The organism is Methylacidimicrobium tartarophylax, assembly GCF_902143375.2.
GTDB lineage: Bacteria > Verrucomicrobiota > Verrucomicrobiia > Methylacidiphilales > Methylacidiphilaceae > Methylacidimicrobium > Methylacidimicrobium tartarophylax.
In genome coordinates, this window is sequence record NZ_CABFVA020000019.1 from 1 (window position 1) to 17,685 (window position 17,685).

Sequence of the window (17,685 nt, forward strand, 5' to 3'; positions counted from 1 at the left end):
GGCAGGCGGGGCTTGCCCGCCTGCAACAGGGCAACTTGGGCTTCTGGGCAGTTCCTCCCACCGTAGAGAAGTTCGTCTGGTGGGATCGGATCCGAAAGCTGCCCAACGAGTCCGGGGTCCGGCTGGCGCTTCGCCGCCATCTTGCTTCCGAGGTCGACCTGCGAGATCTTCGGCCGATCCGCCGGGAGCTGTTGCGCGAGGGGGTGCGCATCTCCTATCTGGTCACCGTCGAGCCGAGGAGCAGCGAGTTCCTGGTCCGGATCGGTCCTACCGGAATCCCTGCGGGGACGCGTAAGAGCGAAGAGGGACTCATGCGTCGTCTCCTCTTTGCCGAAGGCCTGTCTCCAGGACAGGTCCTTACCCTCGGCGATAAAATCCTGGTCGCTCCCACGGGCTCCCCTTATCGCTTTCAATGGACCGTTCGGCGTGCCACCGCAGACGGCGGACTCTGGCGCATCCGCGAGGTCGATCCGACCCCCTTCGAAGCTTCGCCTGACCTGGAGAGGATGGCGATCGCGGCCTCAAGAAACAGTCCAGTCCTTCTGGTCTGTTCGCAAGACCGGTTGAAGCAGATCGAAGCGGAGCAGGAATCGGCTTGGAAGATTTTTCAGGATCGCGGCGCGAGACGCCGCCGTGTGCGAAGCCCGAGAAAGGATTGACGCTGCCTCTCTTCTCCGCCAACCTATGAGTTGCTTCGCGCTCGTGGCGGAATCGGCAGACGCGCTAGATTCAGGTTCTAGTCCCGCAAGGGGTGTGGGTTCAAATCCCTCCGAGCGCACCAGGGAAAGAATTCCCTTTCCCATCGCTTCTTCCGAAAAGCGGATTGAACCTGTCATTACAGGCTTTCCCAGGATGCGGAGCTAGGGTGTTGCCCGATGGCGTAATCGTTACTGCTCTCGCAGAATAAGGCACAACGGCTCGTGAAAGGTTTCGAGAAACTTGCCAAGCTCTGCCGGCGCAATGGGGGCAGGAATGGGGCTTTGCGCGCGGGTGCACTGCCTCTCCAGGAGGAGGGGAAGGGACTCTGCCGACTGGGGATGGAGCAGATGCGCTCCTTGAGTCTTCAGCCGGGGGCGGTCGTGGCGATCGATGGGCCAAGGCGAACGGTTGGAGTCGCGGTCTTGCGAGAAGGCTCGGAAGAAGCGGAGAGAGGGATCGTTCAAATCGACCCGATCCTCCGGGGGAACGCCGGGATCGGACTGGGGGAGAAAGTCTCCCTGTCCAAGATCGTGGCGGGTGTCGCCCGGCGGCTGACCCTGACCCCAATCCCGTCGGCCTGGGTTCCTCGCGGGCAACAGGAGCGGCGGGAGCTGCTTCGCCAAGTCGAAGGACGGCCCTTGCTGGTCGGGGATCGGGTGCGGATCACGGTGGCGGGGAAGAGGAGGGACTTCCTGGTTGCACAGACCGAGCCCGATGGGCCTGTGGTGGTGTCCGGGTCGACCGAGTTGCGCGTCGAGGCGGACAGGGACCGGGAGTCTGGCTCCCGCGGGATCAGCTACGAGGATGTGGGGGGTCTCCACCGGGAGATGCAGCGGGTCCGGGAGATGGTCGAGTTGCCGCTACGCCACCCGGAACTGTTCGAGCGCTTTGGGATCGGCGCGCCCAAGGGGATCCTCCTCCACGGGCCGCCGGGCTCGGGAAAGACCTTGATTGCCCGGACGGTGGCGGCGATGACAAAGGCGAGCTTTTTCCCGGTGAGCGGTCCCGAGATCCTGGACAAGCATTACGGGGAGGCCGAAGCGCGGTTGCGCCGAATCTTTGAGGAGGCGGAGAAGAAGGCACCGAGCATCATCTTTTTCGACGAGATCGACGCGCTCGCGCCCAAGCGGGAGACGGTCGTCGGCGAGATGGAAAAGCGGGTGGTCGGCCAGCTCCTCTCGCTCATGGATGGCCTACGGGCGCGGGGTCAGGTGGTCGTGCTCGGGGCGACCAACCTGCCCAACCTGCTCGATCCTGCGCTTCGACGTCCAGGCCGCTTTGATCGGGAGATCATGATCGGGATTCCCGACCGGAATGGGCGGCTGGAAATCCTCCGGATCCATAGCCGGCGGATGCCGCTGGCCGAAGACGTGGAGCTCGAAGAACTCGCGGATCTCACCCATGGTTACCTGGGTGCCGATCTCGAACTGCTCTGTCGGGAGGCGGCCATGGCTTCGTTGCGGGAGTTTCTCGCCCTAGGCTCCAACGATGGGGCTGGCACCGTGACCGGGGAGGGATCGCGAGAGGAAGTCACGCGAGCCCATTTCCTGGAGGCGCTGCGTCAAGTCGAACCCTCGGCGCTACGGGAGGTCATGGCCGAGGTGCCTGACGTCCACTGGGGAGATATCGGAGGGCTGGACGACGTGAAACGCGAATTGCAAGAGGCACTCGCATGGCCTCTGCTCCACGCGCAGCTCTTTAAGCATGCCGGGGCGAAGCCGGCGAAGGGGATTCTGCTGCATGGACCGCCCGGGACGGGAAAGACTCTGCTGGCCAAAGCGGCCGCGACCGAAAGCAAGGCCAACTTTATCGGGATCAAAGGCCCGGCACTCATATCCAAGTGGGTTGGCGAATCTGAGCGGGGTGTACGGGAAATCTTCCGTCGGGCTCGAGGTGCCGCTCCCTGCATCGTCTTCCTCGACGAGATCGACGCGCTTGCCCCGTCGCGGGGAGCGAGCGGGGATAGCCGCGTGATGGAACGGGTGGTGGGAGCCCTTCTGACGGAGCTGGACGGGATGGAGGAGCTGCGTGGGGTCGTGGTGCTCGGGGCAACCAACCGGATTGACATCATCGATCCCGCACTTCTGCGTCCAGGGCGCTTCGACCTCATCATTCCCCTCATGCTCCCGGATTTGCGGGAGCGCCGGGAAATCCTGAAGGTCCATCTACGCGGCAAGCCGGTTGCCTCCGACATCGACCTGGAGGCCCTGGCTGCGCAGACCGAAGGTTGCTCGGGTGCCCAGATCGAGGCGGTCTGCCTCAAGGGAACGATGCTCGCGATCCGCGAATACCTGGAAGCGAACGGGGAGGCGACCGTAGATCCTGTCTTCCGCGACTACCGGCTGCGGATGGCCCACTTGGAGGAGGCGGTCCACTTTGTCTCCCGTAGCCGCCCTTTTGTCGTGGCCCCCGGGGAAGTCTCAGCCATTTCTCCTCCGCCCTAACGACGGCTCACTGCCCCGGCGAAGCGGGCCGATTAGGTAGCATCGACCACGAGCGCCTCGCTGCAGCGCTCTTGAGGAGCAGGAGCGTGAGATCAAGAGCACGACGTCATTCCAAGAAGTGCAGGGCCTTGGCGCCATGATAGCTGTCCGCCAGAGTGGGAATGGCGCCGATCCTTCGCCCGAAGCCGCCGGCAGCAACTTGGCAGGCTTCGATCTGGGAGGCAAGGATCCGTCTTCGTTGCGCTTCCGGCCGCTGAGAGAAAGCGGCGAGGAGTTCCAAACCGCATCGGACGGCCTCAAGGCTCGCCGACTCGGTCGACCAAGAGCCGGAGACGTCGGAACAGGCCAATTGGTGGCGAGCGAAGCAGAGAATGGGCGCTTCCTCGATGGGAATCTGGAAGATGCGAGCCAGGAAAAAAACCCTCGCGCTATCGACCAGATTTTCGTGATCTTTCGGGAAGGCGCCCGATTCTCCGCGAAGCGCCTCGAGCAAGGCGGAGAGTTGTTGCCTCCATGGGGCCGGAGGGGGAGAGCAACTCCACACAGAAAGCTTTGCTACCTGGAATAAGTCTCGCAGGAGTGCGCTTGCGTCCCAACTCTCCAGTTCCTCTCGTGAGGGAAGAGGGACTGTTGTGATGCGGCGCTCCACGGTCTCCCGAATCTCCCGTGCCGACTTAAGGCCGAGAAGACGCACTCCCCGCTCGTAGGACCAGAGTGCGGCAAGCGAGGCGTTTCGACACAGAGGACCGCTCTGCGCAGTAAGCCAGGATTCCAGTTCTCCTCGGCGGGGCGACCTCTCCCCCAAGACGCGAAAAGTGGCAAGCGCAAAGCCTGTGTCATAGAGATTCGACTCTTCGATGTAATCCGAACGGTAGAAGCAGAAGCCCCCATCTCGGCATTGTCGTCCAATGACGTAGTCCCGGCATCGTTCTTTCCAGTGCGTCCGCGCCACGATGGGAAAAGGCTCTCATGCGTCACTTTTGCCGTCAGCCAAAAAAGAATTGCTCCTTGACCCGCAACGGAGTAGCCACGGATCTAGCCGCCATTTCTCCCAAGCTTTCTCCTGCGGCTTGCACAATGGGCTTGTTTGCTTTGTTGGGCTTAGTTTTCCATCCTTGCCGTATGTCCTCATACAGCTCCGGTGGAAAATGGCGCCGCGCCTCGGATCCAGGCCCATTCGCGGCCCCTCGGGTACGAACCTTGTGAAACAGGCAGGCCGGATCCGGAGAATGCCAAAGGGAGGACGGGAAGGTCTTCGAGGAAGAGGCAAGGTTGGGCCCGAGGACTGCCAGGGCCTGGTTCGCGCCCCGGAATCCCAGCGGGCATTTCGGCAATGGCTTCTGGCCCGGATCGACGAAGCGGCATCGCTTCCGTCTCCTCATCGGTTTTCGCGGCCGCAGGAGTTCGTGGACGGTGGGCGGCTTGTCGCGAGCGTGGGAGGATTGGCCGAGGCGGTTGAGTGGCTTTGCCGGCTTGCCCGGCCCTTGGATGGCTCCAGGGCCCGGACTTCTCTCCCGGCCCATCCTCCGCCCCGCCTCTTTTGTCGGGAGCGGATTTCCGCGGAGAGGATCATCGGGGCTTTTCTCGAAAAGGAGGAAGGAGATCGGCCCGCTCCAGCCCTGGGAAGCTTCGGAAGTTATCACTTCCCTGGCGAGTGGCACAACCGGCTTGTCCTGGGAGATTCGCTCCTGGTCCTCGAGTCTCTTCTCTTTCGCGAGAACCGGGGAGGGGAGGTCCAAGCGATCTACTTCGATCCTCCCTACGGGGTGAACTTTCCCTCCCACTTCGAACCTTTTGCCCGACGAAGGAGCGGCGAGGAGAAGGACGAATTCGAGCGGGTGAAGGCTTATCGGGATTCCTGGGAGTTCGGGCTCTCCTCCTATTTAAGCCATCTGCGGGAGCGGCTCCTACTCTGCCGGGAGCTGTTGAACCAGACCGGAAGCCTCTTTCTGCAAATCGGAGAAGAGAATCTCCATCATGTCCGCACACTCTTAGATGAGGTTTTCGGGGAGAAGAACTTCATCCGTCTCATCTCGTTTCGCAAGACCTCGGCCCTCCCCGGTAAGCTGCTTCGGGGTGTATCCGATTATCTCCTCTGGTATGCCAAGGAGAGGGAGCGGATCAAATACCAGGCTCTCTACCAGCGGAAGCGGCCGGGAACGGAAGGAGCGACCAACTACCGCTGGGTGGAGCTGGAGCAGGGAAGCTGCCGGAAACTCTCGCCGGAGGAACTGGCCGATCCCGGCCTTTTACCGCCCGGCGCCAGAATTTTTGCCCTGGGCGATTTGCGGAGTGCCGGGGCGAGCAATACGGGAAGCTTTGCCTTCTCCTTCCGCGGCGAGATTTTTCGACCCTATGCGAACAGTCATTGGAAGACGACGCGGGAGGGGATGGAGAGGCTGGCCAGGATGGGGAGGCTCGTCGTAACCGGCCGGACGCTGATGTACAAGCGGTATCTTTCCGATTTCCCGGTGGTAGGATTGACCAATCACTGGGCGGATGCCCGGCCGAGCTTTCAGCGGAACCGGCGGTACGTCGTGGAGACCGTGGAGCGCGTGGTGGAGAGGTGCCTTCTCATGACGACGGATCCCGGAGATCTCGTGCTCGACCCGACTTGCGGCAGTGGGACGACTGCCGCCGTCGCCGAGCGTTGGGGAAGGCGCTGGATCTGCGTGGATGCCGGTTGTGTGCCGCTCGCGCTGACGCGGTTGCGCCTGCTGACGGCGGTCTTTCCGGACTATCTCCTTCGAGATCCCGAGCAGGGGCCGACGGTAGGCTTTCTCTATGCGAGGAGGCAAAACGCCAAGGGAGAAGAGATCGGCGGGATCGTGCCCCATGTCACCCTCGAGTCGATTGCCAAGGATCTGCCCGCACAGGAGGAGGTTCTGGTCGATTGTCCGGAAGAGGCACACGGCAGAATTCGGCTTTCCGGCCCGATTTCGGTCGAGGGGCTCTTGCCGACAAGTGCCGAGGACGAGGAGTCCTCTGAAGAGGATCCCTCGTTTGAGGCGCGGATGCGGGAAGTGCTCCACCTCTCCCCCGTCTTCGAAGCGAGCGGGAGGCGGAGAATCGCACTTCAAAAGCTTCGGAAGCCGGACAAGTCCTGTCTTTTGGGCGCGGAAGCCGAGGTGGCCGGCAGACGGGTCGGGATTGCCTTTGGGCCCAAGAGGCAGCCCATCGGGGAGTCCTTGGTGCGTAAAGTCGTCCGGGAGGCGGAGAGAATGGGCTACCAGGATCTCTACGTCGTGGGGTTTGGAATCGACGCTGCGGGTCTGGATTGCGTGCGCAGACAACAACGAGCCGGCGTTCGACTCCATTATGTCCAGGCGAGCCTCGATCTGCTCATGGGGTCCTTACTCAAGTCGACGCGCTCCAGCCAGATCTTTTCCTTGAGCGGGATTCCGGAGATCCGGGTGAAGTCGCTATCGGGCGGAGAGGAGGAGCTGTGGAAGGTCGAGTTCGTCGGCATGACCGTCTTTGACCCCGAGAAAGAAGCATACGAGCGTCGAAAGGCCGAAGAGTCGCCCGCATGGTTCTTGGATGCCGATTACGATGGGCGCTGCTTTGTGCCGATCGGGGCGTTTTTCCCACGAACGGAGGCGTGGCAAGTCGTGGGGCGCGCGCTGGGGGGAGTCATGACGGATAGGATGCAAAGGCAGCTTACCGGCAGGGTGAGCTCCTGGTTTCGGCCAGGAAGGCATCGGCGGATCGCCGTCAAGACGATGGATGACCGCGGAACGGAACTGCTGGTGGTGAGAAGCTTGCCGAGGGAGAGGGCGAAGTAGCCGGGAATGCTCCGGAGTTTCAGGAAAAGTGAAGAATCCGATGCTGCGGAGCGTAGTCAGAGTGGTTGCGGCGGGTTAATGTTATTTATAAAAAGCGTTATAAAAATGGCGATGCGCAAAATCGGCGGGAGCGGTTTTTCGATCGGGAGCGGGCTGCGGTCCGTGGCCGTCCTGTGCGTTCTTTGTTCGGTGGGTGTGTCGGTGGTGCGGGGGGCTCAGAACTCCGCCGGCGGTTCTCCGCAGGATCGCTTTTTGCAGATCTACGTGGAAATCCAGGACGCGGACCGGGCGGCGGGACAGGGATTCTATACGAAAGCGGCGCAGCAATACCGGGAGGCGCAAGCGGCGTTGCAAGAGCTCCATCACTCTCATCCCCAGTGGGAAAGACAGATCGTCGAATACCGGCTGGCCTATATCCACAAGCAGCTCGCCGAGGTGGAAAAACGGGTGGCGGGGATTCCATCGGCGCCGTCCCCGGGGCCTTCCTTGCCGGTAGAGGGACGCCTCCAAGAGGTGGAGGATAAGCTCGCCAAGCTGGAAACGAGCCGGGAGAGCAATGCGGACAAGGCCCAGGTCAACCAGCAGATGCTCGAGCTCCGCGATCTCCTGGGAAAGCTCCAGGGCGAGCTAACCGAGCTCAAGACGGCCCGCACCAAGCAGATCGCGGAAGAAACAGAGAACCAGGCCGAGATCGCGAAGATCGGCTCCCTTTCATCGCAGGTCGACTCTCTGAACGCTCAGGTAGCGCAACTCAGGCACAACCGGCAGAAGACGCAGGAGCGGGCTCGCTTGGAAAAGCGTCTCCAAGACCTACAAGGGCAGCTTGCTCATGCCAAGACCTTGCAAGAGAGGACGCAGCAACAGAAGGCCGTCCAGCAGAAGATGCAGGAGCTGGGCAGCCAGGTGGCCGTGCTGCAGAACGAGCTTTCGCAAGCCAAGGCCGCCCAGGAGACGGCGGCACAAGCGGCCGGCGGGCAGAAAGAGGGGGCGGAGCGGGTCGTTCAACTCGAGGGAACCGTTCAGAAGCTCGAAGATCAGTTGTCGCAAGCGCAAAAGGAGCAGGAACGGCTCTCGGCGGAGAGCCCGGTTGCCGCTCAAGCCCAAGAGGTCGTTCAACTCCGCTCCCAGATGGAGCGCATTCAGGCAGAGGTGGCCCGCATCCAGGGGAGAAAGGAGATTCGCCGCTTGGAGACGACGACGACCGCCAATGCTTCGGAGGTTGCGGCCTTAAACGACCGGGTCCGGAAGCTCGAGGAAGAGCTGATTCGCACTCGAAAGCAGCAAGAGCGCCTTCTGAGCTCGGTGGCTGGGCAGAAAAGCAGTCTCGAAAACCGAGTGCAGGAGCTTCAGTCCGAGCTCAACCGCATGAACTCGGCTCGATCGGCTCCTCCCGCTCCCGCAACGAATGGATTAAGGACTTCAGCTCCTGAGCGAGCGGTTCCTCTTCCCCGCGGCCGGAATCCTTGGAGCGCATCCTCGGGCCACCAGACGACGCCGACGGAGCAGCCAGCGGAGCAGCCGGGAGAGGCGGGCGGCGAGGCGCCCGAAGAGCAACCAAGCGAGCAGCCGACGCAGACGGCCCAGAAGAAGGAGGCCGGGTCGAAGAAGACCGCCGAGGCGAAGAAAAAGCAGGTCCATCGCCGCCGCAACGGCTCCGCCGTCGAGGACGAGGTCGTTCGCGGCCTCAATCGCGTCCGCCGGCAGATCGCGAATTTGATCGGAGGATAGAGACGACGGGCTGATACGGCCCCGAGTCTAGGGCGAACCTGCCGGAATACCGATCCGATGAAGCGAACAACAGGCCTGGGGAGTAGCTGGAGCAGGATCTTGTTGCCGCTTTTCGGACTACTGCTTTGCGTCAAGGAGTCGACGGTCTATTCGGCGGAGCGCAACGCAACGGGGCGGAAGGAGCATTCCCAGGGCTCCTCGACCTATCCGTGGCATCGGGGGATCGTCGCTACCGTCTTTTGGATCGGAACCGACTGGGCTCCGCAGAGCCCGAGCGGCAATTTGCAAAGCGCGTGGGATGCGCGCTGGGTGCGCCATTTCGGGGGGGAAGATCGCCCGGAGGCCCGAGCGGGCCTGCTGCCGGGAACCCATGCGGCGACCTTGAATCCCTTTTATGTGGCTCTGCCTTTCAACGACCTCGCGCATCCGGCGTTGGCCAGGCAATGGATCCCGTGGCACGGCTCCGAGTCCGCCGATGGTCGATCCCGATGCGAAGGGCATTGGGTCGAGATCGAAAGGCCGGACGGGAAGCGCGTCTATGCCCAGTGGATGGACTCCGGCCCGTTTATTTCAAATGACGCGGCCTATGTCTTTGGAGGGCATCGACCGCGCGCTTCGGCCGGGATCGATGTCTCGCCGGCGGTCAAGGAGTACCTCGGCTTGGGGGGGCGGGATCGGGTCAATTGGCGCTTCGTCGACCGGTGGGATGTTCCCCCGGGTCCCTGGATCACTTACCTGGAAGAGGCCATCCTCTATCAAGCCATCAAGCAAAAAGATGGGGCAGCAGGCGAGGAGGATCGCTCCTCTCCTCAGGCCGCCGGCAAAAGGAAGGGGCGGAAGCGGAGTGTCCGGTAAGGCTGAGATAGGGATGCTGCGTGATGGACGACTCGGGGCGGAACGGAAATGAGCCCCGACCGATTCCTATGGAAGCGAGCAGGAGTCCGGACGAGGAGCGGCAGAGGGCGATCGGCCGAAGAGAACTGAGGCTCGGCCTCATCCTGGTATCCCTCTTCTGGCCGCTCAACTGGTTTCTTCCCGGTCCTCGGACCGCCTGGCTCTTCTTCCCGCTCTGGTTAGGCTACATCTTGGCGATGGACGGACTGGTCTCCCGGCGGAGCGGCAGTTCCCTCCTGAGCCGGGATGGCCGTTGGTTTATCACTCTCTTTCCTCTCTCTTCGGTAATCTGGTGGCTCTTCGAGCTTTTCAATCTCCGCGCTCAAAATTGGGTTTACGTGGGCGAGGAAGACTTTTCTCCGTGGCTCTTTGTCCTCTGCTCCTCCCTTAGTTTTTCGACGGTGCTTCCCGCGGTGCTGGTGACCTCCGAATGGATGGGAAGCTTTTCGTGGCTTTCGCGTTGCCGACGGGAGGATAGGCGGACGACCGGGAAGCAGTGGCTTTTCTCGGTCTTTGTTGCCGGATTGGGGATGTTCAGCCTCTTCCTCCTCTTTCCGAAGCTCTTTTTTCCGTTTCTCTGGACGTCGCTTGTCTGCCTGATTGATCCGATCAACGCTTGGAGAGGGAGGCCGTCCCTGCTGAAGGCGATCGGGAGAGGGGACTGGCGTCCCTTGGTCTCCTTTGGCCTCGCCGGGCTCTTCTGCGGCTTTTTTTGGGAGCTTTGGAACAGCCGATCCTACCCCTATTGGGCCTATCACATTCCCTTCTTCGACTTCTGGCATCTTTTTGCGATGCCTCTACCGGGCTACCTCGGCTACCCGCCCTTTGCGTGGGAGCTCTACGGGCTCACCCACCTCGTTTGGCGTCGTACCCCGCTCCGCGTCTACTGATCGAACGCCTTCGGTGGGGCGATCGCCCTGTGGTCATGCGGATTTGTCTTTGCAACCGCCGGAAGGCAGCTATCTAATCCGTATATACAAGGAGGGTGCTATGAGGCGCCTGCCACTCGTCGCCATTATCTTGGCCTGTTCCGTCCTTCCTGTTTTCGGCAATTCCAATTCAGAGACTGCGCAGCTTTCGGAGTATCACGGATCGGTGTCGCGGCAAAAGGCTGGATCGGAGATCTGGCAGGCCGTGCATCCCCGAGAAAAGCTCGATCCTGGAGATCGGATTCGAACCGGACCCAAATCCGCAGCGGAGGTCCGGATCGATCGCAACAATTTCCTTCGTCTGGGAGAAGAGGGCGAAGCGCGGATCAGCAACCTAAGCTCCTCCGCCATCAAGGCCGAACTGGTCCGAGGAACGGCGACCTATTCGGTTTTCGGCGGCAACCACCGGGATATTGCCATTGATACGCCCGGGGTGAGCCTCCAGCCGGTTCAGGAAGGAGACTATCGGGTCAAGGTGGAAGGCGAAACGACGACGGCGATCGTGCGCAAGGGTGACGCGCGGGCCGTCTCTTCCGAGGGATCGGTGGATCTCCCTGAAGGAAAGATGATCGTCGTCCAGGGAAAGACCAATCCGGAGTACCAAGTAGTCGATGCACCGGCAACCGATTCGTGGGACCAGTGGAACCAAAAACGCGACTCGGTCGAGATGGCGGCGGCGAAAGCGGCGACGCCCCCCTCCTCCTTGTGGGATGACTACCCTACCTCTCACGGCTACTCCGAGGATACCGGCCGAAACGTGACCAATATCTTCGTAGGAGCGACCGCGCCTCCCTCGGCGTATGGATACGGCGGATGGCCGGGCATGGGGTTATACGCCGGCGCACCTTTCATGCCTTACTATCCCTGGTGGGGTCCCTGGGGGTGGGGTGGCTGGGGTTATCCTTGGGGCTTTGGCATGGGCATGGGTTTCGGCTTTGGCTGGCCGATGTTCGGATTTGGCATGGGCATGGGACTGGGCTTTGGCATGGGCATGGGTTTCGGCTTTGGCTGGCCGATGTTCGGCTGGGGAGGCTTCGGATGGGGCGGGATGGGCGCCTTCAATCGGACGAATATCACGAACATCAATAACATCAACAACACCAGGAACGTCACCAATGTGACGAGGGCCGGCTCTGCGGGACAGCAGGCGGGTGCCCATGGCACAGGCACCGCCGGCGCCACGGGCGCTCATGGTGGGGCCGCGACGGCTGCCGGAACTCATCCGGGGGCGACGCAGGGGGCCGGGGGGACCACCGGCCGCGCAGCGACAACGGCTGCGGAGAGTAAGGCAGGAGCAGCAACTGCCGACCATGCCGGTGCCCCAGCGGCCTCCGGAGGAGCGCATACGGCCGCCACCGCTGCCGGCACCCACGGACAAGCGGGGATGGCAGGAAGAGAGCAAAAGGCAGGGGCATCCAGCGGAGGTGCCCACGGGACCGCTGGGAACGCGGGCGGAACCCATGCCGGGGGAGCCGCCTCGGGCGGCTGGAGCCACTTTGGCGGCGAGAAGGGAGGTGTCGCAGGAGCAGGCGGCGGAGCCCGAACCGGGGGTGCGGCGGGAGCCGGCAAGTTTGGCTGGAGTCATTTTGGAGGCGGCGGGATGGCCAACCGGGGCGGGATGGGGAGCTTTTCGGGGGCGCGGGCCGGCTCCTGGAGCGGCTATACCGGCGGCGCCGCCCGTGGGGGCGCCGGTTCTTGGCGCGGGGCGGGTGGTTCCGGCGGAATGGCTCATTTCCAGAGCACCGCGGGTCGCGGTGCCTCGGGCGCGGGTTCTCACAGTTGGCGCGGGGCTGCGGGAGGACGTGCCGGCGGAATGCGGAGTGGCGCGGGCACGTTCCGAGGCGCCTCGGCAGGCGGACGGAATTTTGGAAGTGGCTTTCGTGGATTCACGGGCAGTGGCTATCGAGGCGGTGGCTACGGCGGATACCGGGGAGGAGGATTGGGCGGGTATCGAGGAGGCGGGGGCTTTCGCGGAGGAGGAGGAGGGTTTCACGGAGGGGGCGGTCGCCGGTAGAAGCAGAGCGAGTCCGGAAAGGGGAGAAGCTCCTCCCAAGAAAAAACTCTTCCTCGCTCAATCGCCCTTTGCGATGTTTCCCTGGTACGGGCAAGCGTGGAATTCTTTAATTTCTACAATCATGGGTTCATCCGCGTCGCAGTCGGGATCCCGGTGGTACGGATCGCCGACCCCTTGGCGAATGCGGAACGGACGATTGCTCTGCTAGAGCAGGCGGACGAGCGGCATGCCGTGCTGGCCGTCTTTCCGGAGTTGGGCCTCTCCGGCTACTCCTGCGAAGATCTCTTTGGACAGGCTGCTCTCCTCGAAGCATGTCGGGACGCTCTCCTGCGGATTCGGGAGGCTTCCCTCCGTTTGTCCATCGTGGCGGTCGTAGGTTTGCCCTTGGAGGTCAATGGGGCTCTCTACAATTGTGCTGCGGTGGTCTACCGCGGCCGGATCTTGGGAATCGTCCCAAAGACCTACTTGCCGAACTATCGGGAATTTTACGAGCTTCGTCAGTTTGCTCCGGCTGAATATGCCCGGGAGCAGGAAATTGTCGTGGGTGGGGACGCAGTCCCTTTCGGCAGCCGCCTTCTCTTTGCGGCGGTGGACGAACCTCTTTTTGTCTTCGCGGTGGAGATCTGCGAAGATCTCTGGGTTCCGATTCCGCCTTCTTCCTACGCGGCGATGGCCGGAGCGACCGTGTTGATCAACCTTTCCGCATCGAACATCACGATCGGCAAGGATGACTATCGCCGCGAACTGGTGAGCAACCAATCGGCTCGCTGTCTTGCCGCCTATCTCTATACTGCAGCCGGGTGGGGCGAATCGACGACCGACCTCGCTTGGGACGGACACGGAATGATTTATGAGAACGGGAACCGACTGGCCGAAACCGAGCGCTTCCTGGATGTCAATCAGGTCGTCACCGCCGAGATCGACTTGGAGAGGCTGGCAGTCGATCGCCGCCGTCAAGGGACCTTTGCGCAAAGCCGCTTTGAACATCGAGATCGGATCGAAGACTTTCGGCGCATCCCCTTTCAGGCGGATCTTCCCCGAGAAGGAGTGCTTCCGCTGGAGCGCGTCTACGAGCGCTTTCCTTACGTGGCCAGCGATCTGCGACGTAAAGAAGAGCGATGCCGAGAAATCTATCAGATTCAAGTGCAGGGTCTGGCGACGCGCTTGCAGGCGGCCGGCCTCCAAAAGGCGGTTCTAGGAATTTCGGGCGGGCTCGATTCGACTCAGGCGCTGCTCGTGACCTGCCGGGCGATGGATCGGCTCGGGTTGCCGAGGAGCAACGTCCTTGCCTATACGATGCCCTCCTTTGGAACGAGCGAACGGACCTTGGCACAGGCAATCAAGCTCATGGCCGCCTTGGGCTGTACGGCGCACCAGATCGACGTTCGGCCCAGTTGCAATCAGATGCTCCGAGATATCGGTCACCCTGCGGCCCAGGGAAAGGCGGTTTACGATACGACCTTCGAAAATGTCCAGGCGGGGGAGAGGACGAGCCATCTCTTCCGGTTAGCCAACGTCCAGAATGCTCTGGTCGTAGGGACAAGCGATCTGAGCGAGATGGCCCTCGGTTGGTGCACGTACGGAGTGGGCGACCAGATGGCCCATTACCATGTCAATGCGAGCGTGCCCAAGACCCTGATTCGGCATCTGATCGCGTGGGAGGCCGAGCGGGAGGCGCTGGGATCGGAGACGAGCGACCTCCTTCGGGAAATTCTGGCGACCGAGATCAGCCCGGAGCTGATCCCCGGGGGCAATGGAGATCAGCCCGAGCAACGGTCCGAAGCGGTGGTCGGACCTTATTCCCTGCAGGACTTCCATCTCTATTACATTCTTCGTTTCGGCTACCGTCCGGCGAAGGTCGCCTTCCTGGCATGGACCGCATGGAACGATCGCAATCACGGGTCATGGCCGAGCGGAGAGCTGGAGAGGCCGCAATGGTCGATTGCCGAAATCAAAGGGTGGCTGCGCCTCTTTTTGCGACGATTTTTTGCCGAGAGCCAATTCAAGCGGAGCTGCATCCCGAACGCTCCGAAGGTCGGCTCCGGAGGCTCTCTTTCCCCCAGGGGAGACTATCGGGCGCCGAGCGACAGCCCGGCAATGGTTTGGCTGGCCGGTTGCGACGCAATTCCGGAGCAGGAGCCAAATCTTTCCGGTCCGCGCTAACCGGTTTCGGTAAGGACTAGGACTCGGGATGCGATCGGCAAAAGGGATCTTCTCTGATTGCACCTCTGGCGCTGAGGCAGGCAAGAGAAGAAGCAGCCGCTTGCCGTGGGACTGCGCGGGAAAGAAGACTTTTGCTTTTCTCTTGTAAAGGGTTTGGGTAAGAGGGGATGCCTTCGCGGCCTCCTGTTCTCGTTCCAAGTTCGCGGACGGGATTGCCCGAGTGCCGACGGAGCGCGGCGGCCGGGCGAGCGGAACCGACCCATGAGTAGAGCCCCGACCAACTCGACCGAATCGATCTACCGTCGGATCGCGGGTCTTCCCTTCGCGCTCTGGCATTCGATCCTTGAACAGAGGAAAAGCAAGGAGCGTGCCAAGGAATCCGCTCTGCGAGAGACGGAAAAGGCGATCGCTCGACGCCTCTGGACTCTGAGCCGGACGCCGGTGTCCGATCTCTTGCAGGAATTGGGTACGTCGGATGCCGGCCTCGAAGAGGAAGAAGCAGAGAGGCGGCTGGAAGAGCACGGGCATAACGAAGTCCATTCCGAGAAGCCGCCGAACTGGGCGCAGATGCTCCTTTGGAGCTACCTCAATCCTTTCGCAATTCTCTTGTCCTTCATGGCCGTAATGGCGGGTTGGCTAGGAGAGCGGTACGGCGTCTTCATCATGGCCCTGATGATCGCGGTGAGCGTTCTTCTCCGCTTCTTTCAGGAGTTCGAGTCGAGCCGTGCGGTCGAAAAGCTCAAGGCGATGGTCCGCACGACCGCCATGGTTCGCCGGCGCTGGACAGAGCCGGAAGACGGTCTTCCGACTCCCGAGATGGCTCGGGGCCGAGAGATTCCTCTGCGCGAAATCGTTCCAGGCGACATTATCCATCTCTCGGCCGGCGACATGATCCCTGCCGACGTGCGGCTCCTCGCCACCCGGGATCTTTTTGTGAGTCAGGCGGCTCTTTCCGGAGAGTCCTTCCCGGTAGAAAAGTTTGATTCCGCCATGAGTCCGGCGGGCGGGGTGGAACGCCCCGTTGATGTCTTCGGCCTTCCGAACATTGCCTTCCTTGGAACCAATGTAATCTCCGGCACGGGCACGGCCGTCGCCTTGCATACTGGTCCGTCGAGCTATTTTGGTGCGCTGGCCAAGGGGATCCGCGGTTATCGGGCGACGACCAGCTTCGATCAGAGTGTCAGCCGGGTGAGTTGGCTGCTGGTGAAGGTGATCGGCACAATGATCCCGATCGTGCTCTTACTTAACGGATTCACGAAAGGAAACTGGACCGAGGCGTTTCTCTTTGCTCTCGCCATCGGCGTTGGGCTGACTCCGGCGATGCTGCCGATGATCGTCACAGGGGCCTTGGCTAAGGGAGCGATCAGTCTTTCCCGCAAGAAGGTGATCACCAAGCGGCTCAATGCGATTCAAAACATCGGAGCAATGGACGTGCTCTGCACCGATAAGACGGGAACCTTGACCCATGACAAGATCATCCTGGAGCGTTTCTTGGACCTCGAGGGCGAAGAAAACCCGGAGGTGTTGGAGTATGCTTACCTGAACAGCTATTATCAGAGCGGCCTTCGCAACCTCCTCGATGCCGCGGTCCTCGAACAGCGCGAGATCGGGACGCGGCTGATCCCCCAATTTCAGAAGGTCGACGAGCTCCCCTTCGATTTCGAACGGCGTCGCATGTCGGTTGTGGCACGCAGGACCTCCACAGGCCGAGACTTACTGATCACCAAGGGGGCCGTCGAGGAGATGATCCGGATCTGCAGCCAGGTGAAAGAAGGGGAGGCGATCGTCCCCTTTTCCAAAGAGATGAAACGTCACGCCTTGACCTTGCGCGACGAGCTCAACCGCGACGGGATGAGAGTCCTGGCGGTCGCTTACAAGCAGTTGCCCGAGCAGGTGGGCTCGACAGTGACCTCTGCGGATGAGAACGACCTCACGTTTTGCGGCTTTATCGCCTTTCTGGATCCGCCGAAACACGACGCGGGCCCCGCGATCCAGGCGCTGCAGAAGTCGGGGGTCGAGGTGAAAGTGATCACCGGGGACAACGAGATCGTGACCGCACGGATCTGTGACTGGGTCGGGCTGGAGATCAAAGGAATGTTACGTGGCTTCGAGATCGAGAAGCTTTCTGAAGAGGAACTGGTCGCCGCTTCGGAGAAGACGACCGCTTTCGTCAAGATGGCTCCCTTGCAAAAGGCTCGTGTCATCCGTGCGCTACGAGCGGGAGGGCATGCGGTCGGCTTTCTCGGAGACGGAATCAACGATGCCCCGGCGCTGCGGGAGGCCGATGTCGGCATCTCCGTGGATACCGCCGTCGACATCGCCAAGGAGTCGGCCGACGTCATCCTCCTGGAGAAGAATCTTATGATTCTTGAGGAGGCCGTGGTGGAGGGCCGGAGAATGTTCGGCAACATCGTCAAATACATCAAGATGGCGACGAGCTCGAACTTCGGAAACGTCTTGAGCGTCTTGGGGTCGGCAGCCCTGTTGCCCTTCCTCCCGATGAAACCTCTCCAACTTCTAATCATCAATCTGATCTACGATCTGTCCCAGACGCTGATTCCCTGGGATCGCATGGATGATGAGTTCATCGCCAAGCCAAGGAAATGGGAAGCGGAGAGCATCGGCCGTTTCATGGTCATCATCGGCCCGATCAGCTCGATCTTCGACTACGCGACCTTTGCGGCGCTCTGGTTCGTTTTTCAGGCGAACAGCCCGGCCCATCAATCGCTCTTTCAGTCGGGCTGGTTCCTCGAGAGTCTTCTTTCCCAAAGCTTGATCGTTCACATGATTCGAACTCGAAAAATTCCGTTTTTTCAGAGTGTCGCGGCGTGGCCGCTGGTTGTGGCGACAATCCTTGTCTTCGTGGTGGGACAGGTCATCCTGGCCACACCATTTGGAGCGGCAGCCGGGTTGGTTCCCCTACCGATGAATTTCTACTTTTGGCTCTGGGGGATTCTCCTCGCCTACTGCGTTCTCACGCAGCTTGTGAAGAATTGGTATGTCCGGCGCTTCGGCGAATGGCTGTGAGC

At 61.5% G+C, this 17,685-nt stretch carries 10 protein-coding genes and 1 tRNA gene; 10 read left to right on the forward strand and 1 reads right to left on the reverse strand.

Translation table 11 applies throughout. The features are described 5' to 3' along the window. From MAMT_RS11270 to MAMT_RS02765, 3 genes are all read left to right on the forward strand, one after another. On the forward strand, positions 1–659 hold a 659-nt coding region (locus MAMT_RS11270; RefSeq protein ID WP_178086876.1), incomplete at its 5' end, for a hypothetical protein. Positions 660–696: 37 nt separating this feature from the next. Next, positions 697–781, forward strand: a tRNA-Leu gene (locus tag MAMT_RS02760). Positions 782–920: 139 nt separating this feature from the next. Beyond that, positions 921–3,143: a CDC48 family AAA ATPase gene (locus tag MAMT_RS02765; RefSeq protein WP_246186489.1), complete on the forward strand. Its 2,223-nt coding sequence runs from the start codon at positions 921–923 to the stop codon at positions 3,141–3,143. A 106-nt stretch (positions 3,144–3,249) separates the two neighbouring features. Here the strand turns inward: MAMT_RS02765 and MAMT_RS02770 are convergent, their stop codons facing one another. Then, positions 3,250–4,095 carry a hypothetical protein gene (locus tag MAMT_RS02770; RefSeq protein ID WP_142659436.1) on the reverse strand — a complete coding sequence of 282 codons (846 nt, stop codon included), beginning with the start codon at positions 4,093–4,095 and terminating at the stop codon, positions 3,250–3,252. Between the two features lie 277 nt (positions 4,096–4,372). Between MAMT_RS02770 and MAMT_RS02775 the strand changes: the two genes are divergently transcribed. The 7 genes from MAMT_RS02775 (at position 4,373) to mgtA (ending at position 17,683) form a co-directional block, all read left to right on the forward strand. After that, the gene (locus tag MAMT_RS02775) at positions 4,373–6,928 is read left to right on the forward strand and encodes a DNA methyltransferase (protein WP_178086877.1); all 2,556 of its coding nucleotides are present in this window, start codon (positions 4,373–4,375) and stop codon (positions 6,926–6,928) included. A 105-nt stretch (positions 6,929–7,033) separates the two neighbouring features. Continuing rightward, a complete protein-coding gene (locus MAMT_RS02780; RefSeq protein ID WP_142659440.1) occupies positions 7,034–8,656 on the forward strand; it encodes a coiled-coil domain-containing protein in 1,623 nt (540 codons plus the stop codon). A 57-nt stretch (positions 8,657–8,713) separates the two neighbouring features. Then, positions 8,714–9,511, forward strand: coding sequence for a hypothetical protein (locus tag MAMT_RS02785; protein WP_246186490.1), 798 nt, complete (start codon positions 8,714–8,716; stop codon positions 9,509–9,511). 20 nt (positions 9,512–9,531) lie between these two features. Further along, positions 9,532–10,440, forward strand: a complete 909-nt coding sequence (locus tag MAMT_RS02790; protein ID WP_178086878.1) for a hypothetical protein — start codon at positions 9,532–9,534, stop codon at positions 10,438–10,440. Positions 10,441–10,540: 100 nt separating this feature from the next. Then, positions 10,541–12,493 (forward strand): FecR domain-containing protein, encoded by a 1,953-nt coding sequence (locus MAMT_RS11755; RefSeq protein ID WP_178086879.1) that lies wholly within the window; start codon positions 10,541–10,543, stop codon positions 12,491–12,493. A 96-nt stretch (positions 12,494–12,589) separates the two neighbouring features. After that, on the forward strand, positions 12,590–14,656 hold the full coding sequence (locus tag MAMT_RS02800; protein WP_142659443.1) for an NAD(+) synthase: 2,067 nt from the start codon (positions 12,590–12,592) through the stop codon (positions 14,654–14,656). Between the two features lie 261 nt (positions 14,657–14,917). Next, entirely contained in the window at positions 14,918–17,683 is a 2,766-nt protein-coding gene (gene mgtA / locus MAMT_RS02805) for a magnesium-translocating P-type ATPase (protein ID WP_142659445.1), read from the forward strand. The last annotated feature ends 2 nt before the right edge of the window (positions 17,684–17,685 follow it).

What these genes read in the sequence shown, in the direction of transcription:
- mgtA (WP_142659445.1), top strand. Translation starts at nt 14,918, where the DNA reads ATGAGTAGAGCCCCGACCAACTCGACCGAATCGATCTACCGTCGGATC.
- MAMT_RS02775 (WP_178086877.1), top strand. Translation starts at nt 4,373, where the DNA reads ATGCCAAAGGGAGGACGGGAAGGTCTTCGAGGAAGAGGCAAGGTTGGG.
- MAMT_RS11755 (WP_178086879.1), top strand. Translation starts at nt 10,541, where the DNA reads ATGAGGCGCCTGCCACTCGTCGCCATTATCTTGGCCTGTTCCGTCCTT.
- MAMT_RS02780 (WP_142659440.1), top strand. Translation starts at nt 7,034, where the DNA reads ATGGCGATGCGCAAAATCGGCGGGAGCGGTTTTTCGATCGGGAGCGGG.
- MAMT_RS02785 (WP_246186490.1), top strand. Translation starts at nt 8,714, where the DNA reads ATGAAGCGAACAACAGGCCTGGGGAGTAGCTGGAGCAGGATCTTGTTG.